We start from the raw sequence: 23,199 nt of genomic DNA, 5'->3' as shown, positions 1-23,199 counted from the left end.
GTGAGGAACAGGCATGCGAGCGGTTCCGGGGCAGGTGGTGGCCGGGCGGTACCGGATGACGGACCGTGCGGAGGGTGAGATCGGGCTGCCCGCGGTGGACGCGTCGGGGGCGCGGGTGCGGCTGTTCGGGCTGGAGCTGCCCGAACTGCTGGTGCCGGGCCACCCGGTGGGCGCCCCGGCGCCGTCGTACGGGCCCCGGCTGACGGCGCGGGTCGCGCAGGTCGCGGCGGTCGCGCCGACCCACCCGCGGCTGCTGCGCGGCCTGGCCGCCGGGCCGGACGGCGAGGTGCTGTGGATCGCGGAGGAGCGGCTGTCGGGCGGGCCGCTGTCCCGGCTGGCCGGGAACGGGCCGGTGTCGCCGTACCGGGTCGCGGAGATCGGGGCGGACCTGGCCGGGGCGCTGCGGGCGCTGCACGAGGCCGGGCTGACGCACGGGAACGTCACCGCCGAGACGGTGCTGGTGTGCGAGGACGGCGCGGCGATGCTCGGCGGGCTGCTGCTCGGCGCGGCCGAGGAGGAGCTGTGCGCGGCGCTCGGCGGCTCGGTGCCGCGCCGGGTGTACGAGACCCGGGCGCTGATGCTGGGTCCGCGCGCCGAGCGGTGGGCGATCGACGCGGGGGCGCCCGCCGACGCCTGGGCGCTGGGTGTGCTGCTGTACCGGCTGCTGACCGGCCACGGCCCGTACCCGGAGCACGACCTGCCGACCCTGCTGGCCGCCGTCCGGGACGGCCGGCATCACCCGGCGGACGGCTGCGGTCCGCTGCGGCCGCTGGTGGAACGGCTGTTGCAGCCGGACCCGGAGCTCCGGCCGGAGGCCGCCGCCGTCCAGCGGGAGCTGCGGGAGCTGCTGGCGTTCGCGCCGGAGCCGCTGCCGGGCGGTCCGCCGGACCCGCTGCTGCCGGTGCCGAGGCCCGTCGCGGGCCCGCTGGTGGCGAGGCCGCGCGGCGCCCGCCGGACCGGGCGTCAGCACACGGAGCGTCAGGCACCGTCGGCGGCCGGGCGGCCGGGGCGGATACCGGCGCGGCTGCTGGGTCCGCTGGTGGTCGGTTCGGTGTTTTTGGTGCTGTTCGCGGCGCTGGTCGGAATCGTCCTCGTCGCGGGCTGAGAGCGGCCGGTCACCGTGCGGTCTCCTGGCGGGGTGCGATGCCCGCGCCGCTCCGGGCAGCCTAGGCTTGCCCTCGAACCGTCGGTGCGACATGGCACACCGGTGTGCCAAGCCCCGTCCGGCCGACGGTGGGGGGACGTAGGAAGGGGGGACGGTCGGATGGGTGCACATGACCAGTCGACGGACCGTCTGCTGGCCGGGCGGTACGCGCTCGGCGAGCGCCTGGGCCGCGGCGGGATGGGGACCGTCTGGCGGGCCAGGGACGAGATGCTGGACCGGGAGGTCGCCGTCAAGGAGTTGACGGTCAGCCACCTGTCGGAGGAGGACCTGGAGATCCTCCAGTCCCGGATGAAGCGCGAGGCCCGGGCCGCGGCCCGGATCAAGCACCCGGGCGTGATCACCATCCACGACGTGCTGGAGCAGGACGGCCGCCCGTGGATCGTCATGGAGCTGATCGACGGCCGCGCGCTGTCCGACGTCATCTCCCAGGACGGCACCCTGACGCCCCGTGAGGCCGCCGAGGTCGGCCTGCAGGTGCTCGCCGCGCTGCACCGCGGCCACCAGCTCGGGGTGCTGCACCGGGACGTGAAGCCGGCCAACGTGCTGTTGGAGCACAACACCGGGCGGGTGGTGCTGCTCGACTTCGGCATCGCCAAGTTCGAGGGCGCGATGGAGATCACCCGCCCCGGCGACCTGGTCGGCTCGCCCGACTACCTGGCGCCCGAGCGCGCCCAGGGCCAGCGCCCCGGGCCCGCCTCGGACCTGTGGGCGCTCGGCGCGACCCTGTACGCGGCGGTCGAGGGCACCTCGCCGTTCCGCCGCGACACGCCGCTGACCACGCTGGCCGCGGTGGTCACCGACCCGCTCCCGGAACCGCAGCGAGCCGGGGGGCTCGCACCGGTGCTGGGCGCGCTGATGGCCAAGGACCCCGCCGACCGGCCCGCCGCCGACGAGGCGATGCGGATGCTGCGCGAGGTCGCCGCCGGATCCACCGTCAGCATCCGGCTGCCCGCTCCGGCGGACCCGCCGAGCGAGCCCACCCAGTCGGTGCCGGTGGTCGACCGCACCGAGCCGGAGCCCGAGGCCGTCCACCCCACCGAGGCGGACACCGCCGCGGTGCCCGGCCCCGCCGGCACGGTGGCCGCGCCCGCGCCCGCGCCCGCGCCGGGGCCCGCCCCCGCCGCGCCGCGCCCGCGGCGGCGACGGCGGGTGCTGGCCGTGCTGGTCGCGGTGCTGCTGGTCGGCGGCGCGGCGGGCGGCGGGGCGTACCTGGCCACCCACCACACCCCGAACCGGGGCGGTACCGGGCAGCCCGACGGCGGCGACACCGCCGCGCCGGCCACCGAGAGCGCCGCGCCGACCGGCCAGGTGCCCAGCGGCGGGCCGGCCCCCGCCGGGTACGTGTGGCAGGACGACCCGGACGGTTACCGCTTCCTGCTGCCGACCACCGACGGGACGTGGACCCGCGTCGAGGAGGGCGGCCAGGTGTACTACTCGCCGGACGCCCGGGTGCACTACCTGCAGTTCGCGGTGACGGTCGGTCAGCCGCTCACTCCCCTCCAGCACTTCGAGGAGATGGAGCTGTCGGTCAGCAAGAACCTGAAGGAGTACCAGTCCACCGGTCCGGTCGCGGCGCGGATCAACGACCGGGAGGGCGCGGTGTGGGAGTTCAGCTACACCGCGAAGGACGGCACCCGGCGGCACGCCAAGGAGGCGGAGTTCCGCAACACCGACGGGACCTCGTACGCGGTGTACGTGTCGGGGCCGGAGAAGGACTGGGTGCAGAGCCTGCGCCGGTTCACCACGGTGCTCAACAACTTCACGCCGAAGCGGTAGGCGCGCCCCGGCGCTTTCGCTCCGCGCTCCGAAATCCGTGTTACCGGCGGGTACACAACGGGGCGCGGAGGCTTTACGCTGCCCGCATGACGGAGACCACGGCGGAGAGCCAGGCCCGGGCCGGCGGGCGCAACCCTGCGGCGAAGGCGGCGGCGCGCAGCGTCGCCTCGGCGGTGCCGGCCGCGCTGGTCGCGCGGCTGGCGAAGGGGGTGACCGCCTCCGGAGGGGAGACGGCGGAGACCCTCGCCCCGCTGACCGGCGACGTCCTGGCGACGCTGCCGCTGTCGTCGGCCGCGGACGTCGAGGACGCGTTCGCGGCGGCCCGGCGGGCCCAGCCCGGCTGGGCGGCGCTGCCGCTGCGGCACCGCACCGGCGTGCTGCTGCGCTTCCACGACCTGCTGCTGAAGCGGCAGGACGAGGTGCTGGACCTGATCCAGGCGGAGACCGGCAAGACCCGGCTGCACGCCTTCGAGGAGGTCATGGCGGTGGCCTCGGCGGCCCGGCACTACGGGCGCCGCGCCTCGGCCTACCTGCGCGACCGCCGCCGCGGCGGCGCGGTGCCGGGGCTGACCAGTGCGGTGGAGTCCCGGCGGCCCAAGGGCGTGGTCGGGCAGATCTCGCCGTGGAACTACCCGTTCGAGCTGTCGGTGGGCGACGCGCTGCCGGCCCTGGTCGCGGGCAACGCGGTGGTCAACAAGCCGGACACCCAGACCGCGCTGACCGCGCTGTGGGCCCGCGAGCTGTTCGTCGAGGCCGGCCTGCCCGCCGAGGTGTGGCAGATCGTGCTCGGCGACGGCCCGGTGATCGGCCCCGAGGTGGTCGAGCGCGCCGACTACGTGGCCTTCACCGGCTCCACCCGCACCGGCCGCGACGTGGCGACCCGGGCGGCCGCCCGCCTGGTCGGCGCCTCGCTGGAACTCGGCGGCAAGAACGCCATGCTGGTGCTGGCCGACGCCGACCTGGACCGGGCCGCAGAAGGCGCCGTGCGGGCCTGCTTCTCCTCCGCCGGGCAGCTGTGCATCTCGATCGAGCGGCTGTACGTGCACCGCTCGGTCGCCGAGGAGTTCCTGGCCCGGTTCGCCGCCCGCACCGCGGCGCTGCGGCTCGGCGGCGGCCTGGCCTACGGCGCCGACATGGGATCGCTGGTGTCGAAGCGTCAGCTGGAGACCGTGACCCGGCACGTCGAGGACGCCGTGAAGGCCGGCGCGACGGTGGTGACGGGCGGTCAGGCCCGGCCCGACCTCGGGCCGCTGTTCTTCGAGCCGACCGTCCTGGACGGCGTCACCCCCGCGATGGCGGTGCGCGCGGAGGAGACCTTCGGCCCGGTGGTGTCGATCTACCGCTTCGACACCGAGGACGAGGCGGTCGCCGCCGCCAACGGCACCCCGTACGGCCTGAACTCCAGCGTCTGGACCAAGGACACCCGGCGCGGCCGAAGGGTCGCCGCGCGGCTGCGCACCGGCACCGTCAACGTGAACGAGGCCTATGCCGCCGCGTACGGCTCGGTGGCCTCGCCGATGGGCGGCATGGGCGACTCCGGGCTCGGCCGGCGGCACGGCGCGGAGGGCATCCTGCGCTACACCGAGGCGCAGACCGTCGCCGTGCAGCGGCTGCTGCCGATCGGCCCGTCGATGGGCATGGACGACCAGGGGTTCGCCGCGTTCTTCACCACCGGCCTGAAGCTCATGAAGGCGTTCCGCCTCAAGTAGAGGAGTGCAGCAGTGTCGTTCGACTACGACGTCGTGGTGGTCGGTTCGGGCTTCGGCGGTTCGGTCGCGGCACTGCGGCTGACCGAGAAGGGCTACCGGGTCGCGGTGCTGGAGGCCGGCCGCCGCTTCGACCGCGACGAGCTCCCCTCCACCTCCTGGGACACCCGCAACTACCTGTGGGCGCCCGGGCTCGGCCTGTACGGCATCCAGCGCATCCACCTGCTGCGCAACGTGCTGATCCTGGCCGGCGCGGGTGTCGGCGGCGGCTCGCTGAACTACGCCAACACGCTGTACGTCCCGCCGAAGCCGTTCTTCGAGGACCGGCAGTGGGCGCACATCACCGACTGGCAGTCCGAACTCGCCCCGTTCTACGACCAGGCGCAGCGGATGCTCGGCGTGCGGCTCAACCCGACGCTGACCCCCTCGGACGTGCACCTGAAGGAGGCCGCCGAGGCGATGGGCTGCGGCGACACCTTCCACATGGCGCCGGTCGGCGTGTTCTTCGGCGACGGGCAGGACGCCGACGGCGCCGCGAGGACCGTCCCCGGCGCCGAGGTCCCCGACCCGTACTTCGGCGGCGCCGGACCCAGCCGCAAGGCCTGCACCGAGTGCGGCGAGTGCATGACCGGCTGCCGGCACGGCGCGAAGAACATGCTCACCGAGAACTACCTGTACCTCGCCGAGCGCAACGGCGCCGAGATCCTGCCGCTCACCACCGTCAAGCGGCTGCGCCCGCACGGCGAGGGCTACGCGCTGGACGTGCTGCCCACCGACGCCCGCACCCGGCGCGCCCGCCGCGCGGGCGCGCGCACCGTCACCGCCGAGCGGGTGGTGGTCGCGGCCGGCACCTACGGCACCCAGACGCTGCTGCACCGGATGCGCGAGGGCGGCCAGCTGCCCGGGATCTCCGCCCGGCTCGGCCACCTCACCCGCACCAACTCCGAGGCGCTGGTGGGCGCGCAGACCTCCGACCGGCGCTACGGCGAGCGGGTGGACTTCACCCGCGGTGTGGCGATCACCTCGTCCATCCACCCCGACGAGAACACCCACATCGAGCCGGTGCGCTACGGCCGCGGCTCCAACGCGATGGGCGCGCTCAGCATCCAGCAGGTGGCCGGCGCCGGCCGCGGACCGCGCTGGCTGCGCTACCTCGCCGCGGTCGGCCGGCACCCGTGGATCTTCGCCCAGTCGATGAACCAGCACCGCTGGTCGGAGAAGACCATCATCGGCCTGGTCATGCAGTCGCTGGACAACTCGCTGACCGTGTCGCTGAAGACGTCCGGCCCCGGGAAGGGCAAGCTGACCTCCCGTCAGGGCCACGGCGCGCCCAACCCCAGCTGGATCCCCGCCGCCGAGGAAGGCGCCCGGGCGCTCGCCGCGTCCATCAACGGCTTCGCCGGGTCCACCGCCGGCGAGATCTTCGACATCCCGCTGACCGCGCACTTCCTCGGCGGCTGCCCGATCGGCGACAGCGCCGACACCGGCGTCGTCGACCCCTACCACCGCCTCTACGGCTACCCGGGGATCAGCGTGGTCGACGGCTCCGCGGTCTCCGCCAACCTGGGCGTCAACCCGTCGCTGACCATCACCGCGCAGGCCGAACGCGCCATGTCGATGTGGCCCAACCGCGGCGAGGCCGACCCGCGCCCCGAGCAGGGCGCCGCCTACCACGCGGTGGCGGCCGTCGCCCCGGTCGCCCCGGCCGTGCCCGCGGACGCCTTCGGGGCGCTGCGCCTGCCGCTGCTGGCCGTGCCGGAGGTGCCCCGCAAGGCGCACTGACGCCGATTGACACGCTCTCAGCCCCGGTGGGATAACGGGCCCTCGATCGTTCGAGTACCGGGGGAGCCGGACCATGCCCATCTGCACTGGCTGCGGAGCCGCCTCGGCCCGCGGCGCGGCGAGCTGCGCCAACTGCGGCGACTCGCTGACCGGCGGGCCGGCCATCGGCCCGGTGGTCGAGTCCGAGGCGCCGGCGGCGGCCTCGCCGTGGGGCGCGGGCCGGGTCCACCAGGCGCGCGACTGGCCGGTGCCGCACCGCGGTTGGCTGACCGCCGGGAAGCTGCTGCTGGCCCCGACCGGGCTGCTGCTGGCGGCCGCGGTGCTCGGCTCGGCGAGCAGTGACGAGGCGCTGCTCTACCTCGCCGTGAGCAGCCGCTTCCAGGTCTGGATGTCGCTCACCCTGACCGCGTTCGGCGCGCCGTGGACCAGCACCCTGGGCGAGGGCCCGGGCACGTCGGCGGAGACCCTGCAGGTGCTGCCGTACGCGATCACCCTGGGCTGGCTGGCCGCGCTCTGGCTGGGCCTGCGCCTGACCGCCCGGTCCCGGCTCGACGCCGGCGCCGACGCGAACCCGCGCGCCGCGGCGGCGCAGGCGCTGCGGGTCGGCGCGGTGTCGGCGGCCGTCGCCCTGCTGCTCGGCCTGCTGTCCACCGGCAACCCGGTCGCGGACCTCGCCCCCGACACCGTGCACGCCGAGTCCGGGGTGGCACTGCTGCCGCTCGCGCTGTCGGCGGGCCTCGCCGCGGCCGGGCTCGCCTTCGCGGTGGACGCCGCGCCGCTGCTGCGCGCGGCCGCCGCGCGGCGGCGGTGGCTCGGCGGCTGGCTGCTCGCCTGGCAGCACGCCGCGCGGGTCACCGCGGGCCTGCTGGCCGCGCTCACCGCGGTCGCGCTGGTGCTGCGACTGGTGGCCGACCACCCCTACCCGCTGGCCGACCACCAGTCGCTGACCGTGAACGGCGGGCTGTTCGTCTACGCGATCGGCAGCGGGGCCCGCACGCTGTCCCCGACCTGGATGGGCATGAAGCCGGGCAGCTCGTTCGCGCTGTACGACCTGGCCGGGCACGGCGCGGTGTGGTGGCTGGCGGCGGCGCCGGTGCTGCTGGCGGCGCTGGCGCTCGGCTGGTCCGCGCACCGCGGCCGCCTCGCGCTCGCCGACCGGGCCCGGCTGGCCGTGCTGTACACGGCCCTGCCCGCGCTGCTGGTGCTCGGCACCACGACCCGGCTGCGCTACACCCAGACCGGCGGGTACGACCTGGACGCCCGCCCCTGGCCCGACCTGGTCGGCTGGTCGGTGACCTCGGTACTGGCCGCCGGCGCCGCCTGGGCGGTGTTCGGGGCGCTGCTGGTGCCCGCCGTGCTGGACGCGCTGCGGCGCACCCCGGCGCCGGTCCGCGAGCCGGACGCGCCGGAGGGCGGGTCGTACGGGCCGGAGGGCGAGTCGTACGGGCTGGTGGAAGTGGCGGCCGAGCCGGAGCCCGCGGTGGCGCACGCCGACCTGCTGGACTCGCACGACGCCTACCGCCGTCCACTGCAAGGGAGTTGACGGACCGTCGGGCGGGAAGGGCAAAGGGCCCCGCGGGGGAACGGGGCCCTTTGTCGGTCAGCACGCGCGGCGTCAGGGCTGCGCCGGGTGCTGGGGTGACGGCGCCGGGGGAGGAGCGCCGTCGCGTCGGTTGGTAAGGGGACACGCGCCTGGGCCGGGTGGGCCTCACGGAGCGTGAGATGAGAACCGTTCTCGCCAACGGTCCTTGAACGGATCGGAGGTGGCCGGTCGGCCCCCCGCCTCACAGCATCGTCGTGGACGAGGGCCGTGCTGTGCAACCGATTCGACGCAAATTCGGCCCGGAACGATTCGGGGCGGGGCACCGGACGGCGCCGACCCGACCACTCCGAGGCGGTCACTGTCCGTAGTACTGGCATGCGGGGCGTACCGGGGCGTACGCCGGAGCGGGCGGCTGACTGAGGTGCGGCGGCCGGCACCGGTACCGGCCGCCACACCCCGGGTCCGCCCGGTCGCGGCCGGGTTCGCTGTCCCCTGCTACCCGACCGCCTCACCGGGGCGCGGTCCCACGGCGGGCCCGTGCCCGCCACGCGCACCGGTGGACCGGAGAGATCCACGCGTGGTCCGCCGTACGGTGCAGCCCGCAACTGGCGGATGCCGGCGGCTCGTACGGTCTCCCGGTGCAACGATTCGCCGCCCCGGGCGGTCACGGGGCGGTGCGGCGGCAGACGAGTGAACCGGAGGCGTTCGGACCGCCCGGTAGACTCGGGTACCGACACCCCTTGTACCGCCGCCGGAAGGCCGTCCGTGTCCTCTGCTTCTCCCGTCCAGTCCGCACCCGAGAACGACACCGTCCTGGTCGTCGACTTCGGTGCCCAGTACGCCCAGCTCATCGCCCGTCGGGTCCGTGAGGCGCGGGTCTACAGCGAGATCGTCCCGAGCACCATGCCGGTCGCCGAGATGCTCGCCAGGAACCCGAAGGCGATCATCCTCTCCGGCGGCCCGTCGTCGGTGTACGAGGACGGCGCCCCGCAGCTCGACCGCGCGATCTTCGAGGCCGGGGTGCCGGTCTTCGGCATGTGCTACGGCTTCCAGCTGATGGCGACCGCCCTCGGCGGCACCGTCGACAACAGCGGCGCCCGCGAGTACGGCCGCACCGCGCTGACCGTCTCGCGCCCCGGCTCCACGCTGTTCGAGGGCACCCCGGCGCAGCAGTCGGTGTGGATGTCGCACGGCGACGCCTGCTCGGCCGCGCCGGAGGGCTTCACCGTCACCGCCTCCACCGACGTGGTCCCGGTCGCGGCGTTCGAGAACGACGAGCGCAAGCTGTACGGCGTGCAGTACCACCCCGAGGTGATGCACTCCGAGCACGGCCAGCAGGTGCTGGAGCACTTCCTGTACCGCGGCGCCGGCATCGCCCCGAACTGGACCACCACCAACGTGGTCGAGGAGCAGGTCGCGCTGATCCGCGAGCAGGTCGGCGACAAGCGCGCCATCTGCGGCCTGTCCGGCGGCGTGGACTCCGCGGTCGCCGCCGCGCTGGTGCAGCGCGCCATCGGCGACCGGCTGACCTGCGTGTACGTCGACCACGGCCTGATGCGCAAGGGCGAGACCGAGCAGGTCGAGAAGGACTTCGTCGCGGCCACCGGCGTCAAGCTGGTCGTGGTCGACGCCGAGGAGCGCTTCCTGACCGCGCTGGCGGGCGTCTCCGACCCCGAGCAGAAGCGCAAGATCATCGGCCGCGAGTTCATCCGGGTCTTCGAGCAGGCCCAGGCCGACATCATCGCCGACGAGGGCCCGGCCGTGGAGTTCCTGGTCCAGGGCACCCTGTACCCGGACGTGGTGGAGTCCGGCGGCGGCACCGGTACCGCCAACATCAAGTCCCACCACAACGTCGGCGGCCTGCCCGAGGACCTCGAGTTCCAGCTGGTCGAGCCGCTGCGCAAGCTGTTCAAGGACGAGGTCCGGATGGTCGGCCAGGAGCTCGGCCTGCCCGCCGAGATCGTCCAGCGCCAGCCGTTCCCCGGCCCGGGCCTCGGCATCCGGATCGTCGGCGAGGTCACCAAGGACCGCCTCGACCTGCTGCGCGACGCCGACGCGATCGCCCGCGAGGAGCTGACCGCGGCCGGCCTGGACGCCGAGATCTGGCAGTGCCCGGTGGTGCTGCTGGCCGACGTCCGCAGCGTCGGCGTGCAGGGCGACGGCCGCACCTACGGCCACCCGATCGTGCTGCGCCCGGTCTCCTCCGAGGACGCGATGACCGCCGACTGGTCGCGCCTGCCCTACGAGGTGCTGGCGAAGATCTCCACCCGGATCACCAACGAGGTCCGGGACGTGAACCGGGTGGTCCTGGACGTCACCTCCAAGCCGCCGGGCACCATCGAGTGGGAGTGATCCCACCGGCAATCGCGTGACCGCGCCGCCGCTCCCCGTACAGGGGAGTGGCGGCGCGGTCATGTGCGAGCGGCACCGGGCACAATCGGACCCGATCCTGTCGGCGGACGACAGGCGGTGAGGGAGAGGGCGGAGAGCATGGCGGCGGTCACCGACCATCACGACGGGCACACCGGGCACACGGCGGGGGAGAGAATCGCGCACTGGAAGGCGCTGGGCAGCCGGTTCGCGCTGCTGCCGCTGCGGCTGTTCCTGGGGGTGACCTTCGTCTACGCGGCCTTCGACAAGCTCTCCGACGCGCACTACCTGGCCGGCGCGGGCGACGCCGCCTCGTTCTACGCGCAGACCAAGGCGGTCAAGGGCGCCAGCCCGATCGGCTGGGCGCTCGGCCCGGCCCTGGACGCGCCCACCTTCTTCGGCCTGCTGATCGCCTTCGGCGAGCTCGCGGTGGGCCTGGGCACCCTGTTCGGCCTGTGGGGCCGGGTCGCCGCGCTCGGCGGCGCCGCGCTCAGCGCCACCCTCTGGCTGACCGTCAGCTGGCAGACCACGCCGTACTACCTCGGAAACGACCTGGCCTACCTGATGGCCTGGACACCGCTGCTGCTGGCCGGCACCCCCTACCTGTCGGTGGACGGCTACCTGGCCGCCCGCGCCGCCCGCGACCGGGCCCGCGGCCTCGCCGAGGACGCGGTGCGCCGCCGCGCCCTGCTGGACGGCGGCATCGCCGCGGTCGCGCTGGGCGGCGCCGGGCTGCTCTCCGGCTCGCTGACCGCCAGCTTCGGCCGGGACGAGACCCCGCCGGCCGCCGCGGGCACGACGCCCGGCGCCACCAGCCCCGTCCCGCAGGCCAGCGGCAGCGCCGGCGGCGCGTCCGGCGGCTCCGGCGGCTCGGGCGTGAAGGTCCCGGCCGCGCAGGTGCCGGTCGGCGGCTCCGCCAGCGTCAAGGACCCGGCCAGCGGCGACGCCGTGTACATCGTGCAGCCCGCCGCCGGGCAGTACACCGGGCTGTCCTCGGTCTGCACGCACTCCGGATGCGCCGTCAACCCGCCCAAGGACGGCCAGCTGTACTGCCCGTGCCACGGCTCCAAGTTCGACGCCGCGACCGGCGCGGTGATCACCGGGCCGGCCGTGAAGCCGCTGCCCAAGTACAAGGTCACCAAGAACGGCGACCAGCTGGAGCTCGGCCCGCAGCAGAGCTGACGGGCCGTCGGACGCCGGACGTTCAGTCCTCGCGCTCGGACCGCTGCGGGTCCCGGCCGCGCCTGGAGGCCGCCACCAGGGCGCCGCCGAGGCCCGCCGCACCGAGCGCGATGCACACCACCGGCAGCACGAACCGGCCGTTCACCTCGCGGCCGTTCAGCGAGGCCACCAGGAACAGCACCGCCAGCGCGGTGAACAGCGCGCCCGCGATCAGCGCGTACAGGTCGAACGGATGCTTCCTCATCCCCGCACCACCTTGAGGTCACCGGCGCCCACCGACACCGTCAGCTCCAGCACACCCCGGGACTGCTGGCCCTCCGGGACCAGCAGCACCACGTTCTCGTTGGTCGCCGGCCCGTCGAAGGTCTCGCCGTCCGGCAGGCTCACCGTGCCCACCGCGTCGCGCAGCTTCAGCCGCAGCTCCACCTGCGACGGGACCGTCACCGTGGCGTCGCCCGCGACCAGCCGCAGCTCGGTCGAGACGGTGCCGCCGGCCGGGTCCACCGCTGCCAGGTCCAGCTTCGCGTCGCCGAAGCCGTGGGTGTAGCGGGAGTGCAGCCCGGTCGACGTCGCCGTCCAGACGACGTCGCCGGTGCTGCCCGCCACCGTCGCCGAGGTGCCGGACGACACCACCAGACCCGCCGTCAGCAGCAGCGACAGGAAGGTCAGTCCGCGGGTGCGGCCCCAGCGGGCCGAGAGCATCATCGCCAGGCCCAGCGGCACCAGCGCCACCGCCAGCACGGTCGACCACCGGTGGTGCCCGCCGTCGCTCGCCGCCACCGCCCAGGCCGCGCCGATCGACACCAGCACCGCCGAGGCGCCCAGCGCGGAACTCCCCCGCCGCGCGTGCCGCAGCCGCCGCGCGGCCCGCTGCGCCTCGCGCTGCTCGCGGTGCAACTCCCGCCGCTGCCGGTGCAGTTCGTGCCGGTCCAGGGGCCGCTTGCGCAGCGGGTCGCCCTCCGGCAGGTCGGTGCGCTGCCACCACGGCTGCGCCTCCGCCCCCGGCGGCGGCGCGCCCGTGTACGGGTTGCGCTCCGGGTGCCGCGGATCCCACAGGTAGCCGGACGGGCCGGGCGGCGGGGTGTCCGTGGGCACCTCGCCCGACACCTGCTGGTCGTGCCAGGTCCGCATCCGCTCGTGGAACTCCACGCTGCGGGCCTTCCACTCGCCGCGCAGGTCGCGGCTCATCGCCTCGCCCCAGGACTTCCAGTCCGCCCACTGCTCGGCGCCGCCGAGCCGGTCGTACGGGCCGCCCTCGGCGGACTGCTTGCCGTCGGGGCCGCGGCCCGCCTGCCGGCGGCGCTCAGGGTCGTAGCGCAGCGCCAGGAAGACCAGTGCGGCGAGCAGCAGCAGCGGGAAGAGCTGGCCGCCGTCGCCCATCGAGGAGAAGAACACCCCGGTGCCGATCACGGTCAGCAGCACCGCGCCGACCGACTGGCCGTCCACCCGCCCGGTCAGCACCCGCTGCAGTTCGTTGCGCCCGCCCTCGCCGTCCGGCTCCTCGCGCGGCACCACCAGCCAGGCCACGCCGTACAGGAACAGGCCGAGGCCGCCGGTCAGGCCGAGCACCGCGACCACCACCCGGAACACCACCGGGTCGATGTCCAGGTGCCGCCCCAGGCCGCCGCAGACCCCCGCCACCACGCGGTGCCGCGAGGAGCGGGTCAGCGCCGGGCGCGGCGCCGGTTCGGTGGGGGCGGTCCCCGTGCTCTGGTCGTCCGTCATGCCCCCATCCTCCCGGGCCCGGGCGGGCCGCCCAACCGTCGCGGGCCCGGGAGCGACCCTGAACTGTCCCTGAGAGCGGGCTCAGGGCCGTACCCTGATGCGCCGCCGACCCGGCACCTGCCACCATCGGTGCCGTGGCCGCACCAGACACCCGAACACCCGAGCCCGCGCCGACCGACGACCCGGCCGGCGCGCCGCCCTACCGCCGGCTGTACCGCAGCCCGCACGGGCGGATCCTCGGCGGCGTCTGCCAGGGCCTGGCCATCCACCTCGGGCTGCCGGTCACCTGGGTGCGGATCGCCTTCATCGTGCTGTTCTTCTCGCAGGGCATCGGGACCCTGCTGTACGCCGCGTTCTGGGTGGTCGTCCCGCTCGGCATCAACCAGGCCGCGCCCGGCGGCCCGTGGACCCCGCAGCGGCCCGAGTCGCCCGCCGGACGCCGGCTCGGACGGCTGCGCGAACTGCTCGACCGCACCTTCCACGGCGAGGACGGCGCCCCCGGCGCGGGCACCGTGCAGGGCCCCGCCGCGAGCCCCGCCCCGGCCGGCGCCACCGCGGTCGCCCCGCGCGGCGGCGGTGGCAGCCTGGGCCAGCTGTTCGCGCTGCTCGGCCTGGTGATCGGCGTGATGGCGCTGCTCTCCGTGCTCGGCATCCAGACCGCCAAGCCCTACGTGTGGCCGCTGCTCGCGGTCGGCGTCGGCGTCGCGCTGGTGTGGCGGCAGGCCGACGACTCGCGCTGGCAGCGCTGGTTCGGGCTGGAGCCGGGCAGCCGCAAGGGCGCCTACCTGCGGGTGCTGGCCGGCGTGCTGCTGGTGGTGGCCGGCATCATCGGCTTCTTCGTGATGCAGGGCGTCGCCTCGCCGGTCGCCCTGGTCATCGAGTCCTCGCTGGCCGTGGTGGCCGGCGCGCTGGTCCTCGGCGGTCCGTCCGCGCTGCGGCTGTGGCAGGACCTCGGCGCGGAGCGCACCGCCCGCATCCGCGCCCAGGAGCGCGCCGAGATCGCCGCGCACGTCCACGACTCGGTGCTGCACACCCTGACGCTCATTCAGCGCCGCGCCGAGGACCCCAAGGAGGTGCTGCGCCTGGCCCGCGCACAGGAGCGCGAACTGCGGCTGTGGCTCTACCGCCCGGAGGCCGCCGCCGAGGCCGCCCCCGACACCCTCGCCGAGCGGCTGCGCGCGGTCGTCGCCGAGGTCGAGGACCGGCACGGCGTCCACCTCGAGCTGGTCTGCGTCGGCGACTGCCCGATGGACGAGAAGATCGCCTCGCAGATGCAGGCCGCGAGGGAGGCGATGGTCAACGCCGCCAAGTACGGTGGCGGAGGACCGGTCCAGGTCTACGCGGAGGTGGAGGGGAGGACGGTGTCGGTGTTCGTCCGCGACCACGGCCCCGGCTTCGACCCCGACGACCTCCCCGAGGACCGCATGGGCGTACGCGAGTCGATCATCGGCCGGATGCGGCGCAACGGGGGCACCGCGCGGGTGCGGCCCGCGCCGGACGGCGGCACCGAGGTCGAGTTGGAGATGGAGAGGGCGGCAGATGACTGAGGCAGCGTCAGCGGAGGCGGCACCCGGCAGGCGGGCCCGGGTGGTCCTGGTGGACGACCACCGGATGTTCCGCACCGGCGTGCGCGCCGAGATCGGGCGCACCGACGAGACCGGAATCGACGTGGTCGGCGAGGCCGACGACGTCGAGTCCGCGGTCCGGGTGGTCGCCGAGACCCGGCCGGACGTGGTGCTGCTCGACGTCCACCTGCCCGGCGGCGGCGGCGTCGAGGTGCTGCGCCGCTCCGCGGCGGTCGAGGGCGTGCGCTTCCTGGCGCTGTCCGTCTCCGACGCGGCCGAGGACGTCATCGGCGTGATCCGCGGCGGCGCCCGCGGCTACGTCACCAAGACCATCACCGGCACCGACCTGGTCAACGCGATCTTCCGGATCTCCGACGGCGACGCGGTCTTCTCCCCCAGGCTGGCCGGCTTCGTCCTCGACGCCTTCGCCGCCACCGACACCCCGCCGGTCGACGAGGACCTCGACCGGCTCACCCAGCGCGAACGCGAGGTCCTGCGGCTGATCGCCCGCGGCTACGCGTACAAGGAGATCGCCAAGCAGCTGTTCATCTCCGTGAAGACCGTGGAGAGCCACGTCTCCGCGGTGCTGCGCAAGCTCCAGCTGAGCAACCGTCACGAACTCACCCGCTGGGCGACGGCGCGCCGCCTGGTCTGAAGCGGCGGTGGCGGGCGGCTGTCGGAGAGTTGACGGCCGCTCACGCCGGGGGAACGTCAGGTGACGGCGCGGCGGATGGCTTGGCCATGCGGTGGACCGGTGTGGGACGGTTGACCGGTGCGTGTGGAGACCGTGGAGAGCGCCCGGAGCGCCTGGCCCCGGCCGTCCTCCGTGCGCCCCGCCGAGCGGCCGGTGCGCGCGCTGTGGGCGGCCGCGCCGGCGCTGCTCGGCTACCTCGCGGTGCGGGCCGCCGGCGTGCTGCTGGCGGTGCACGTCGGACGGGACGAGCAGACGGGCGGGCTGCGCCGGCTGGCGACGCTGTGGGACGCCTGGTGGTACCAGTCGATCGCCGACCACGGCTACTCCGGCACCGGACCGGTGGCGGGCCCGCACGGGGCGTACCAGCCGTACGCGTTCTTCCCCGGCTACCCGGCGCTGATCCGGGCGCTGCCGGTCTCCGCCGAGTGGGCCGCGCTGGCGGTGTCCTGGGCGGCGGCGGTGGCCGCGGCGTGGGGGATCTTCGCGATCGCCGACCACGTGTACGGGCGGCGGGTCGGGGTGCTGACCGTGCTGCTGTGGGGCGTGCTGCCGGTCGCGGTGATCGAGAACGCCGCGTACTCGGAGGCGCTGTTCACCGCCTTCGCCGCCTGGGCGGTGTACGCGGCGCTGACCCGCCGGTGGGTCCTGGCCGGGCTGCTGAGCTCCGCCGCCGGACTCACCCGGCCGACCGGCATCGCGCTGGCCGCGGCGATCGGCGCGGCCGCGCTGTGGGAACTGCTGCGCGGGCGGGGCGGCTGGCGGGCGCTCGGGGCGATCGCGCTGGCCCCGCTCGGCTTCGTCGGCTACCTCGCCTGGGTCGGGCACCGGATGGGCCGCTGGGACGGCTACTTCCGGGTCCAGGACGCCTGGGAGTCGCACTTCGACCTCGGCCGGGCCACCTGGAAGTCGCTCAAGCAGCTGTTCGCCGGCGGCGGGCAGGTCTGGTTCACCGACGTGGTGGTCGCCGCCACCCTGATCACCGCGGTGCTGATGCTCGGGGTGTCGCTGGTGCAGCGCCAGCCGCTGGTGGTGCTGCTGTACAGCGCGGCGATGCTCGCCCTGGCGCTCGGCGATGCCGCGTACTTCAACTCCCGGGCGCGGTTCCTGCTGCCCGCCTTCGGGCTGCTGCTGCCGGTCGCCACCGCGCTGGCCCGCACCCGCAACCGGCTGGTGCTGCCGCTGGCCTTCGGCATGGCCGCGCTGGTCTCCGCCGCGTACGGCGGGTACCTGCTGTACGGCTACCCCGACGCGCCCTGACGCCGGGTCAGCCCGGGCGGACCGCGCCCGCGAATGGCATCACGTCGATCGACTCGTAGCGCACCGGGGCGCCCGGGTGCGGCGCGTGGATCATCCGCCCGCCGCCGGTGTACAGGCCGACGTGGCTGACCCCGGAGTAGAAGAACACCAGGTCGCCGGGGAGCAGCCGGTCCCGGGTGATCCTGGGGGCGGCGGCGATCTGCGCGTAGGTGGTGCGCGGCAGCTTCACCCCGGCGGCCCGCCAGGCGGCCTGGGTGAGGCCGGAGCAGTCGTAGGAGTCCGGTCCGGTGGCGCCCCACACGTACGGCTTGCCGAGCTGGGCGCGGGCGAAGGCGAGCGCGGCGGCGGCCCGGCCGTTCGGCGCGGGCTGCGGCGGGCCGGCCCGGCCCGGGGCGTCGGCGGGGTCGCCGAGCGCGGACAGCAGCGTCCTGGCCTCGTGCAGGCGCTGCTGCACGGCCGCCTTCTCCTCGGCCAACTGCCGTTCCTGTTCGGCGAGTTCGGTGAGGTCGGCGCGGGCCTCGGCGGCCCGGGAGGTGAGGCCGGCGCGCTGCTGCCCGTACTGCTGGAGGGCGGCCAGCTCCAGCGCGCCGACCCGGTCGAGGCTGGCGGAGTGCTCCAGGAACCGCTGCGGGTCGTCGTCCAGGGCCAGGCGCAGCGCCGCGGGCAGGCCGCCGGTGCGGTACTGCTCGGCGGCGAGCGCGCCGAGCCGGGTGCGCACCGCCTCGGCGGCGTCGGTGCGGCGGGCCAGTTCGTCCTGGAGCAGGGAGACCCGGGTGCGCAGCTCGGCGATCCGCTCGCGGGTGCCGTCGTAGCGCTGGGTGGCCTCCTCGGCCTCCCGGTACAGGGCGTCCAGCCGGGCCCGGGTCTGCTGCGGGCCGGGCGGCGGCTCGGCGGGCGCGGCGGCGGCCAGCGGGGCGGGGGCCAGCGCGGTGACCGAGGCGAGGGCGCCGATCCGGAGCCGGCGGCGGGCGGTGGCGGTGCGGGGTCTGCGGTGCGACGCCATGGCGGCGTTCTCCTTTCGGACCGGCCCGCGGGGTGGTTCGGGGGCGGACCGGCGGGCGGCCCGCGGCGCGGGCGGCCGGTGGGGAGGCGACGTTAGCGGCCGGTGCCGCACGACACGGCGACGCGTCACGGCCGTGCCCGCAAACGTTCGGAACTGGTGGGTCCGTTTTCCGCTCCGGGTGGCAGTCGGTTCGCCGACCGGCCGGATCCGACCGCTTCGCGCCCGCTGCTGCCCGTCCGACCGGCGGCCGCCGGGGACCCGGCCGCGCTGTCGGCGGCGGGTCATAGACTCGGAGTGCCATGACTAGCCTCTTTGACGACCTCCCGCTCCCCGGCTTCGAGCGTCCTGCCGTCGGGTCGAGCCGCCGCCCGCAAGCGTCGCAGCCGCCCCTCACGCAGTGGTCGGACCAGGAGGCCCCGCCCGCCGACGAGCCCTACGACGACGCCCCGTACGACGCCGGGCAGGAAGCGGCGTACGCCGCGTACGAGGAGGACATCCCGGACGGGCTGTTCGCCACCGACCACGCCGCCGAGACCGAGCGCGACGCCTGGTACCGCAACGGCGCCGCCCGGACCGTGATCGACCCCGAGCAGCTGCTGGAGGGCATGAACGACCCGCAGCGCGAGGCCGTCGTCCACCACGGCTCCCCGCTGCTGCTGGTGGCCGGCGCCGGCTCCGGCAAGACCCGGGTGCTCACCCACCGGATCGCCTACCTGCTCGGCGCCCGCGGCGTGCAGCCCGGCGAGATCCTGGCGATCACCTTCACCAACAAGGCCGCCGGCGAGATGCGCGAACGCGTCGAGGCGCTGGTCGGCCCGCGCGCCAAGGCGATGTGGGTCTCCACCTTCCACAGCGCCTGCGTGCGGATCCTGCGCCGCGAGGCGAAGCAGCTGGGCATGAGCTCCAGCTTCTCGATCTACGACTCCGCCGACTCGCAGCGGCTGATGGCCCTGGTCTGCCGCGACCTGGACCTCGACCCCAAGCAGTTCCCGCCGAAGTCCTTCACCGCCAAGATCAGCAACCTGAAGAACGAGCTGATCGACGAGGAGACCTACGCCGACCAGGCCGCCAACCCGATGGAGAAGAAGCTCGCCGAGGCGTACTTCCTCTACCAGCGGCGCCTGCGCGAGGCCAACGCCCTCGACTTCGACGACATCATCATGACCACCGTCCACCTGCTCCAGGCGTTCCCCGACGTCGCCGAGCACTACCGGCGGCGGTTCCGGCACATCCTGGTCGACGAGTACCAGGACACCAACCACGCCCAGTACACCCTGGTCCGCGAACTCAGCGGCGGCGCCGCCGCGCACGCCCCGAAGATGACCGCCGACGGCGACTTCGTGAACCCCGCCGACGCCCGGCTGGCCCAGATCGCCCCCGCCGAGCTGTGCGTGGTCGGTGACGCCGACCAGTCGATCTACGCCTTCCGCGGCGCCACGATCCGCAACATCCTCCAGTTCGAGGAGGACTACCCCAACGCGACGACCATCCTGCTGGAGCAGAACTACCGCTCGACGCAGACCATCCTGAGCGCCGCCAACGCCGTCATCGAACGCAACACCAACCGGCGCAAGAAGAACCTGTGGACCGCCGGCGACCAGGGCGACCTCGTCACCGGCTACGTCGCCGACGACGAGCACGGCGAGGCCCAGTTCATCGCCGAGGAGATCGACCGGCTCACCGACGCCGGCCACGCCCGCCCCGGCGACGTGGCGATCTTCTACCGCACCAACGCGCAGTCCCGGGTCTTCGAAGAGGTGTTCATCCGGGTCGGCCTGCCCTACAAGGTGGTCGGCGGCGTCCGCTTCTACGAGCGCAAGGAGGTCAAGGACGTCCTCGCCTACCTGCGCGTCCTCTCCAACCCCGAGGACACCGTCCCGCTGCGCCGCATCCTCAACGTCCCCAAGCGCGGCATCGGCGAGCGCGCCGAGGCGATGATCGACGCCCTGGCCTCCCGCGAGCGGATCTCCTTCGCGCAGGCGCTGCGCCGCGTCGACGAGGCGTACGGGATGGCCGCGCGCTCCGCCAACGCGGTGAAGAAGTTCAACGAGCTGCTGGCCGGGCTGCGCCAGGTGGTGGAGTCCGGGGCCGGCCCCGCCGCCGTGCTGGAGGCCGTCCTGGAGGAGACCGGCTACCTCGCCGAACTCCAGTCCTCCACCGACCCGCAGGACGAGACCCGGGTGGAGAACCTCCAGGAACTCGCCTCCGTCGCCCTGGAGTACGAGAAGGACCCCGGCGAGCGCCCCGAGGGCGAGGGCGACGACGGCCCGCCCGTCGGCTCGCTCGCCGACTTCCTGGAGCGGGTCGCGCTGGTCGCCGACTCCGACCAGATCCCGGACGACGAGGAGGGCGCGGGCGTCATCACGATGATGACCCTGCACACCGCCAAGGGCCTCGAGTTCCCGGTGGTCTTCCTCACCGGCATGGAGGACGGGATCTTCCCGCACATGCGCGCCCTCAACCAGGTCCAGGAACTGGAGGAGGAACGCCGCCTCGCCTACGTCGGCCTCACCCGGGCCCGGCAGCGGCTCTACCTCACCCGCTCGGTGCTGCGCAGCGCCTGGGGCCAGCCCTCCTACAACCCGGCCTCCCGCTTCCTGGAGGAGATCCCGGACACCCTGATCGAGTGGAAGCGCACCGGCGCGAGCGCGGTGCCCGCCTCCCGCGGCTACTCCTCGAACTCCTCGTCCTCGCGCGGTGGTTCGTCCTCCGGCTCGCTGACGTCCACGCCCAAGGCGGGCTGGGGCAAGTCCGCGCGCAGCATGGTCGACCGCGAGGTGGTCGCCCTCGCGGTCGGCGACCGGGTCAGCCACGACACCTTCGGCCTCGGCACCGTCGTCGCCACCCAGGGCATCGGCGACAAGGCCAGGGCCACCGTCGACTTCGGCTCCACCGGCCGCAAGGAGCTGCTGCTCCGGTACGCCCCCGTCGAGAAGCTCTAGCCGCGACCGGGCCCCGACCGGGCTCCACGGCGCTGCACCGGGTCCGCCGGACGGGCGGAGGGGTTGTGATATTCCCCTCCTCTCGACCGGCGGAAACGGTCGGCGGCCCCGGCGGGCGCTACCCTCCCCTCAGATCTGTTAGAAGTGGTTAACACCGTCCGCGGGGCGGTGTGGACGACGTGGTCCAGGAGGCAGTGATGGGTGTGTCAGGGCCGATCCGAGTGGTGGTCGCCAAGCCGGGCCTCGACGGCCACGACCGGGGCGCCAAGGTCATCGCGCGGGCCCTGCGCGACGCCGGCATGGAGGTCATCTACACCGGCCTGCACCAGACCCCCGAGCAGATCGTCGACACGGCGATCCAGGAGGACGCGGACGGCATCGGCCTGTCGATCCTCTCCGGCGCGCACATGACGCTCTGCGCGAAGGTCATCGAGCTCCTCAAGGAGCGCGACGCGGCCGACATCAAGGTCTTCTGCGGCGGCATCATCCCCGACGCCGACATCACCGAACTCAAGGCCCTCGGCGTCGCCGACATCTTCACCCCGGGCACCCCGACCCAGGACGTCGTCACCTGGGTCGAGACCAACCTGCGCTCCGCCAGCTGAGGCAATCGGGCACCACAACAGGGGCTCGGGGAACTGCGAGGCGAGTGCCTGGCGGTCTTGGTCCGGCTGCAGGTCTCGGAGACGTCCATGCGCCCAGACCCGCAGCGCTCCGGCACTCGACCGCCACGCACCCCCGCCGTTCCCCGGGCCCCTACCCGCCGAGCTCTGCGAGCATCGCCTGGCGGAACCTCAGCGTGCCCGCGAGGCGGGTGAAGGTGTCGGACCAGGCGGTGTCGGGGGACGTCTCGGCGGCGAGGGCCTCGACCGCGGGGGCGGTCTCGGGGGCCAGGGCGCGTTCGGTCATGCCGAGGACGCCGCTGTGGCTCCAGGGGTAGGCGCCGAGTTCCGCGGCGCGTTTGAGCGCGGCGACCACCGCGGTGGACAGTGGCGGGGTCCAGGGCGTGGCGCAGGCGCCGAGCAGTTGGAAGGCGTCGCCGAGGCCGTGGGTCTGGACGAACGCGGCGGTCCACACGGCGCGTTCGGCGGGCGGCAGGACGGCCAGCAGGCGGGCCGGCGAGCCGGGGGTGCGGGTGTCGCGGCCGGGCCGGGGTGCGGCACCGAGCAGGGCGCGGGCCCAGGCGGTGTCGCGTTGGCGGACGGCGGCGCGGGCCCAGGCCTCGCGGAGGTCCTCGGCCCATTCGGCGCCGCCGTCGGCGGCGGTCTCGGCGGTGGGCAGCGCGAGCAGTTGAGCGATCGTCAGGCCGGTGTCGGCGGTCCACAGCGAGAGCGGCGCGGCGGCGACGATCTCGCCGAGCCACCAGGCCCGTTCGCCGCGCCCGGTGGGCGACTTGACGGGTATGCCGTCGCGTTGCATGGCGGCGTCGCACGCGGTGGGCGGGGTGACGGTCAGTCGCGCGCCGTCGTAGTGGACGGCGGCGCGGGCGCGGGCGGCCATCCGGTCGGCGAGGGCGGAGCCGGGGAGGGTCGAGAGCAGTTCGGCGGCGGTGGCGCGGACGTTCTTGGAGCGGTCGGCGAGCGCGGCCTCCAGGAACTCCTCGTCGGCGGGGGAGAGGCCGTCCTGCAGGGCGTCGACGAACAGGACGCGGTCCTCGGCGCGTTCGGTGGTCCAGGTGGTGGCGAGCAGGGCGAGCCCGGCGGCGGGGTCGGTGCGGCGCAGCCGGGTGAGGTGGGTGACGCGTTCGGCGAACAGGCCTTCCTGCCAGACGAGTTCGCCGTCCTGGCCGGTGGCGTCGGCGACCGCGGTGCGGGTGACATACTTCCAGTCGGGATTCTGCGGGGCGAGCCAGCGGCCGAGCGGGCCGGCCAGGGCGACCGCGTCGGCGCGCAGTTCGGAGCGGGCCCGGGCGGCGTCGAGCAACGCGGGGACCAGGGCGGGCGGCAGCCGGTAGCCGTGGGCGCGGGCGGCGGTCAGCCACTGGGGGAGCAGTTCGGCGAGGTTGGCGGTGCTGCCGTGGCCGGTGCGGGTGCCGAGCAGCACGTCGAGGCGGCGGGCGGCGGGTTCGGGCAGCGGCGGCCGCTGGTCGGCGGGCGCGGGTGCGGGCGGCTGGAGCGCGGCGGCGGGCAGGGCGCCGGCCCGGCGGCGGACCACGGTGAGCGCGGCCAGGTCGAGCAGGGCGGCGGCCGGGTCGGCGCGGTCGACGGCCTCGGCGAGCGGAGTGCCGGGCGTGTCGGGCAGCGGGCGCCGGTCGGTGCCGAGCAGGGCGGCGCCCTGCAGTTCGGCCCAGTGGTCGGCGGCGGTGTCGAGGGCGGGGACGGTCAAGCCCGGGCTCCGTTCGGACGGTGGGCGGTGCGCCGGCGGCGGCTCCAGCCGCTGGCGGTGGCGGCGCGGCGGGCGGCGTGGTGCAGGGCGATGCGCTGGACGGCGGTGCGGGAGTCGGCGGAGGGGGCGGTGGGCCGGTGGACGGGGGTGCGGGTCACGGGATG

General features: G+C 74.9%; 17 protein-coding genes and 1 pseudogene. 13 read left to right on the top strand and 5 right to left on the bottom strand.

Annotated features, from left to right (window positions below):
• Nucleotides 1–13 precede the first annotated feature (13 nt).
• The 8 genes and pseudogenes from ACWD4U_RS00820 (at nt 14) to ACWD4U_RS00785 (ending at nt 11,524) form a co-directional block, all read left to right on the top strand.
• On the top strand, nt 14–1,105 hold the full coding sequence (locus tag ACWD4U_RS00820) for a protein kinase domain-containing protein (RefSeq protein ID WP_363459848.1): 1,092 nt from the start codon (nt 14–16) through the stop codon (nt 1,103–1,105).
• 159 nt (nt 1,106–1,264) lie between these two features.
• Nucleotides 1,265–2,941 (top strand): serine/threonine-protein kinase, encoded by a 1,677-nt coding sequence (locus ACWD4U_RS00815; protein ID WP_449787055.1) that lies wholly within the window; start codon nt 1,265–1,267, stop codon nt 2,939–2,941.
• An 86-nt stretch (nt 2,942–3,027) separates the two neighbouring features.
• Nucleotides 3,028–4,650, top strand: a complete 1,623-nt coding sequence (locus ACWD4U_RS00810) for a succinic semialdehyde dehydrogenase (protein WP_363461817.1) — start codon at nt 3,028–3,030, stop codon at nt 4,648–4,650.
• A gap of 12 nt (nt 4,651–4,662) precedes the next feature.
• A complete protein-coding gene (locus ACWD4U_RS00805; RefSeq protein WP_363461815.1) occupies nt 4,663–6,429 on the top strand; it encodes a GMC family oxidoreductase in 1,767 nt (588 codons plus the stop codon).
• Between the two features lie 73 nt (nt 6,430–6,502).
• Nucleotides 6,503–7,972 carry a hypothetical protein gene (locus ACWD4U_RS00800; RefSeq protein WP_363461813.1) on the top strand — a complete coding sequence of 490 codons (1,470 nt, stop codon included), beginning with the start codon at nt 6,503–6,505 and terminating at the stop codon, nt 7,970–7,972.
• A gap of 765 nt (nt 7,973–8,737) precedes the next feature.
• Nucleotides 8,738–10,324 (top strand): glutamine-hydrolyzing GMP synthase, encoded by a 1,587-nt coding sequence (guaA, locus tag ACWD4U_RS00795; protein ID WP_363461811.1) that lies wholly within the window; start codon nt 8,738–8,740, stop codon nt 10,322–10,324.
• Between the two features lie 138 nt (nt 10,325–10,462).
• Nucleotides 10,463–10,984: pseudogene (locus ACWD4U_RS00790) on the top strand (DoxX family membrane protein); the annotation flags it as partial.
• Nucleotides 10,985–11,014: 30 nt separating this feature from the next.
• Nucleotides 11,015–11,524 (top strand): QcrA and Rieske domain-containing protein, encoded by a 510-nt coding sequence (locus ACWD4U_RS00785; protein WP_449787068.1) that lies wholly within the window; start codon nt 11,015–11,017, stop codon nt 11,522–11,524.
• 22 nt (nt 11,525–11,546) lie between these two features.
• Here the strand turns inward: ACWD4U_RS00785 and ACWD4U_RS00780 are convergent, their stop codons facing one another.
• Together ACWD4U_RS00780 and ACWD4U_RS00775 are read right to left on the bottom strand one after the other, a co-directional pair.
• Nucleotides 11,547–11,768 carry a hypothetical protein gene (locus tag ACWD4U_RS00780; RefSeq protein ID WP_363461807.1) on the bottom strand — a complete coding sequence of 74 codons (222 nt, stop codon included), beginning with the start codon at nt 11,766–11,768 and terminating at the stop codon, nt 11,547–11,549.
• A complete protein-coding gene (locus tag ACWD4U_RS00775; protein ID WP_363461805.1) occupies nt 11,765–13,249 on the bottom strand; it encodes a PspC domain-containing protein in 1,485 nt (494 codons plus the stop codon). The genes ACWD4U_RS00780 and ACWD4U_RS00775 overlap by 4 nt, the downstream gene beginning before the upstream one ends.
• A 134-nt stretch (nt 13,250–13,383) precedes the next feature.
• Here ACWD4U_RS00775 and ACWD4U_RS00770 point away from each other — a divergent pair, with 134 nt between their 5' ends.
• From ACWD4U_RS00770 to ACWD4U_RS00760, 3 genes are all read left to right on the top strand, one after another.
• A complete protein-coding gene (locus ACWD4U_RS00770; protein ID WP_363461803.1) occupies nt 13,384–14,796 on the top strand; it encodes a PspC domain-containing protein in 1,413 nt (470 codons plus the stop codon).
• Nucleotides 14,789–15,469 (top strand): response regulator transcription factor, encoded by a 681-nt coding sequence (locus ACWD4U_RS00765; RefSeq protein ID WP_363461801.1) that lies wholly within the window; start codon nt 14,789–14,791, stop codon nt 15,467–15,469. Before ACWD4U_RS00770 ends, ACWD4U_RS00765 begins: the two co-directional genes overlap by 8 nt.
• Nucleotides 15,470–15,586: 117 nt before the next feature.
• Nucleotides 15,587–16,765 (top strand): glycosyltransferase family 39 protein, encoded by a 1,179-nt coding sequence (locus ACWD4U_RS00760; RefSeq protein WP_363461799.1) that lies wholly within the window; start codon nt 15,587–15,589, stop codon nt 16,763–16,765.
• Between the two features lie 7 nt (nt 16,766–16,772).
• Here ACWD4U_RS00760 and ACWD4U_RS00755 read toward each other — a convergent pair whose 3' ends face one another.
• Entirely contained in the window at nt 16,773–17,768 is a 996-nt protein-coding gene (locus ACWD4U_RS00755; protein WP_363461797.1) for a C40 family peptidase, read from the bottom strand.
• Nucleotides 17,769–18,067: 299 nt separating this feature from the next.
• Here ACWD4U_RS00755 and pcrA point away from each other — a divergent pair, with 299 nt between their 5' ends.
• The gene (gene pcrA / locus ACWD4U_RS00750; protein WP_363461795.1) at nt 18,068–20,710 is read left to right on the top strand and encodes a DNA helicase PcrA; all 2,643 of its coding nucleotides are present in this window, start codon (nt 18,068–18,070) and stop codon (nt 20,708–20,710) included.
• 197 nt (nt 20,711–20,907) lie between these two features.
• Nucleotides 20,908–21,315, top strand: a complete 408-nt coding sequence (locus ACWD4U_RS00745; protein WP_363461216.1) for a cobalamin B12-binding domain-containing protein — start codon at nt 20,908–20,910, stop codon at nt 21,313–21,315.
• 151 nt (nt 21,316–21,466) lie between these two features.
• On the opposite strand, the gene ACWD4U_RS00740 is transcribed toward ACWD4U_RS00745, so the two are convergent.
• Nucleotides 21,467–23,035 (bottom strand): DUF5691 domain-containing protein, encoded by a 1,569-nt coding sequence (locus tag ACWD4U_RS00740; protein ID WP_363461218.1) that lies wholly within the window; start codon nt 23,033–23,035, stop codon nt 21,467–21,469.
• Nucleotides 23,032–23,193, bottom strand: coding sequence for a hypothetical protein (locus ACWD4U_RS00735; protein WP_363461220.1), 162 nt, complete (start codon nt 23,191–23,193; stop codon nt 23,032–23,034). Before ACWD4U_RS00735 ends, ACWD4U_RS00740 begins: the two co-directional genes overlap by 4 nt.
• Between the last annotated feature and the right edge of the window lie 6 nt (nt 23,194–23,199).

It is taken from the genome of Kitasatospora sp. NPDC002522 (assembly GCF_053595195.1).
The sequence above is the reverse complement of the archived record's forward strand: the minus strand, read 5'-3'. Positions and strand labels throughout refer to the sequence as shown.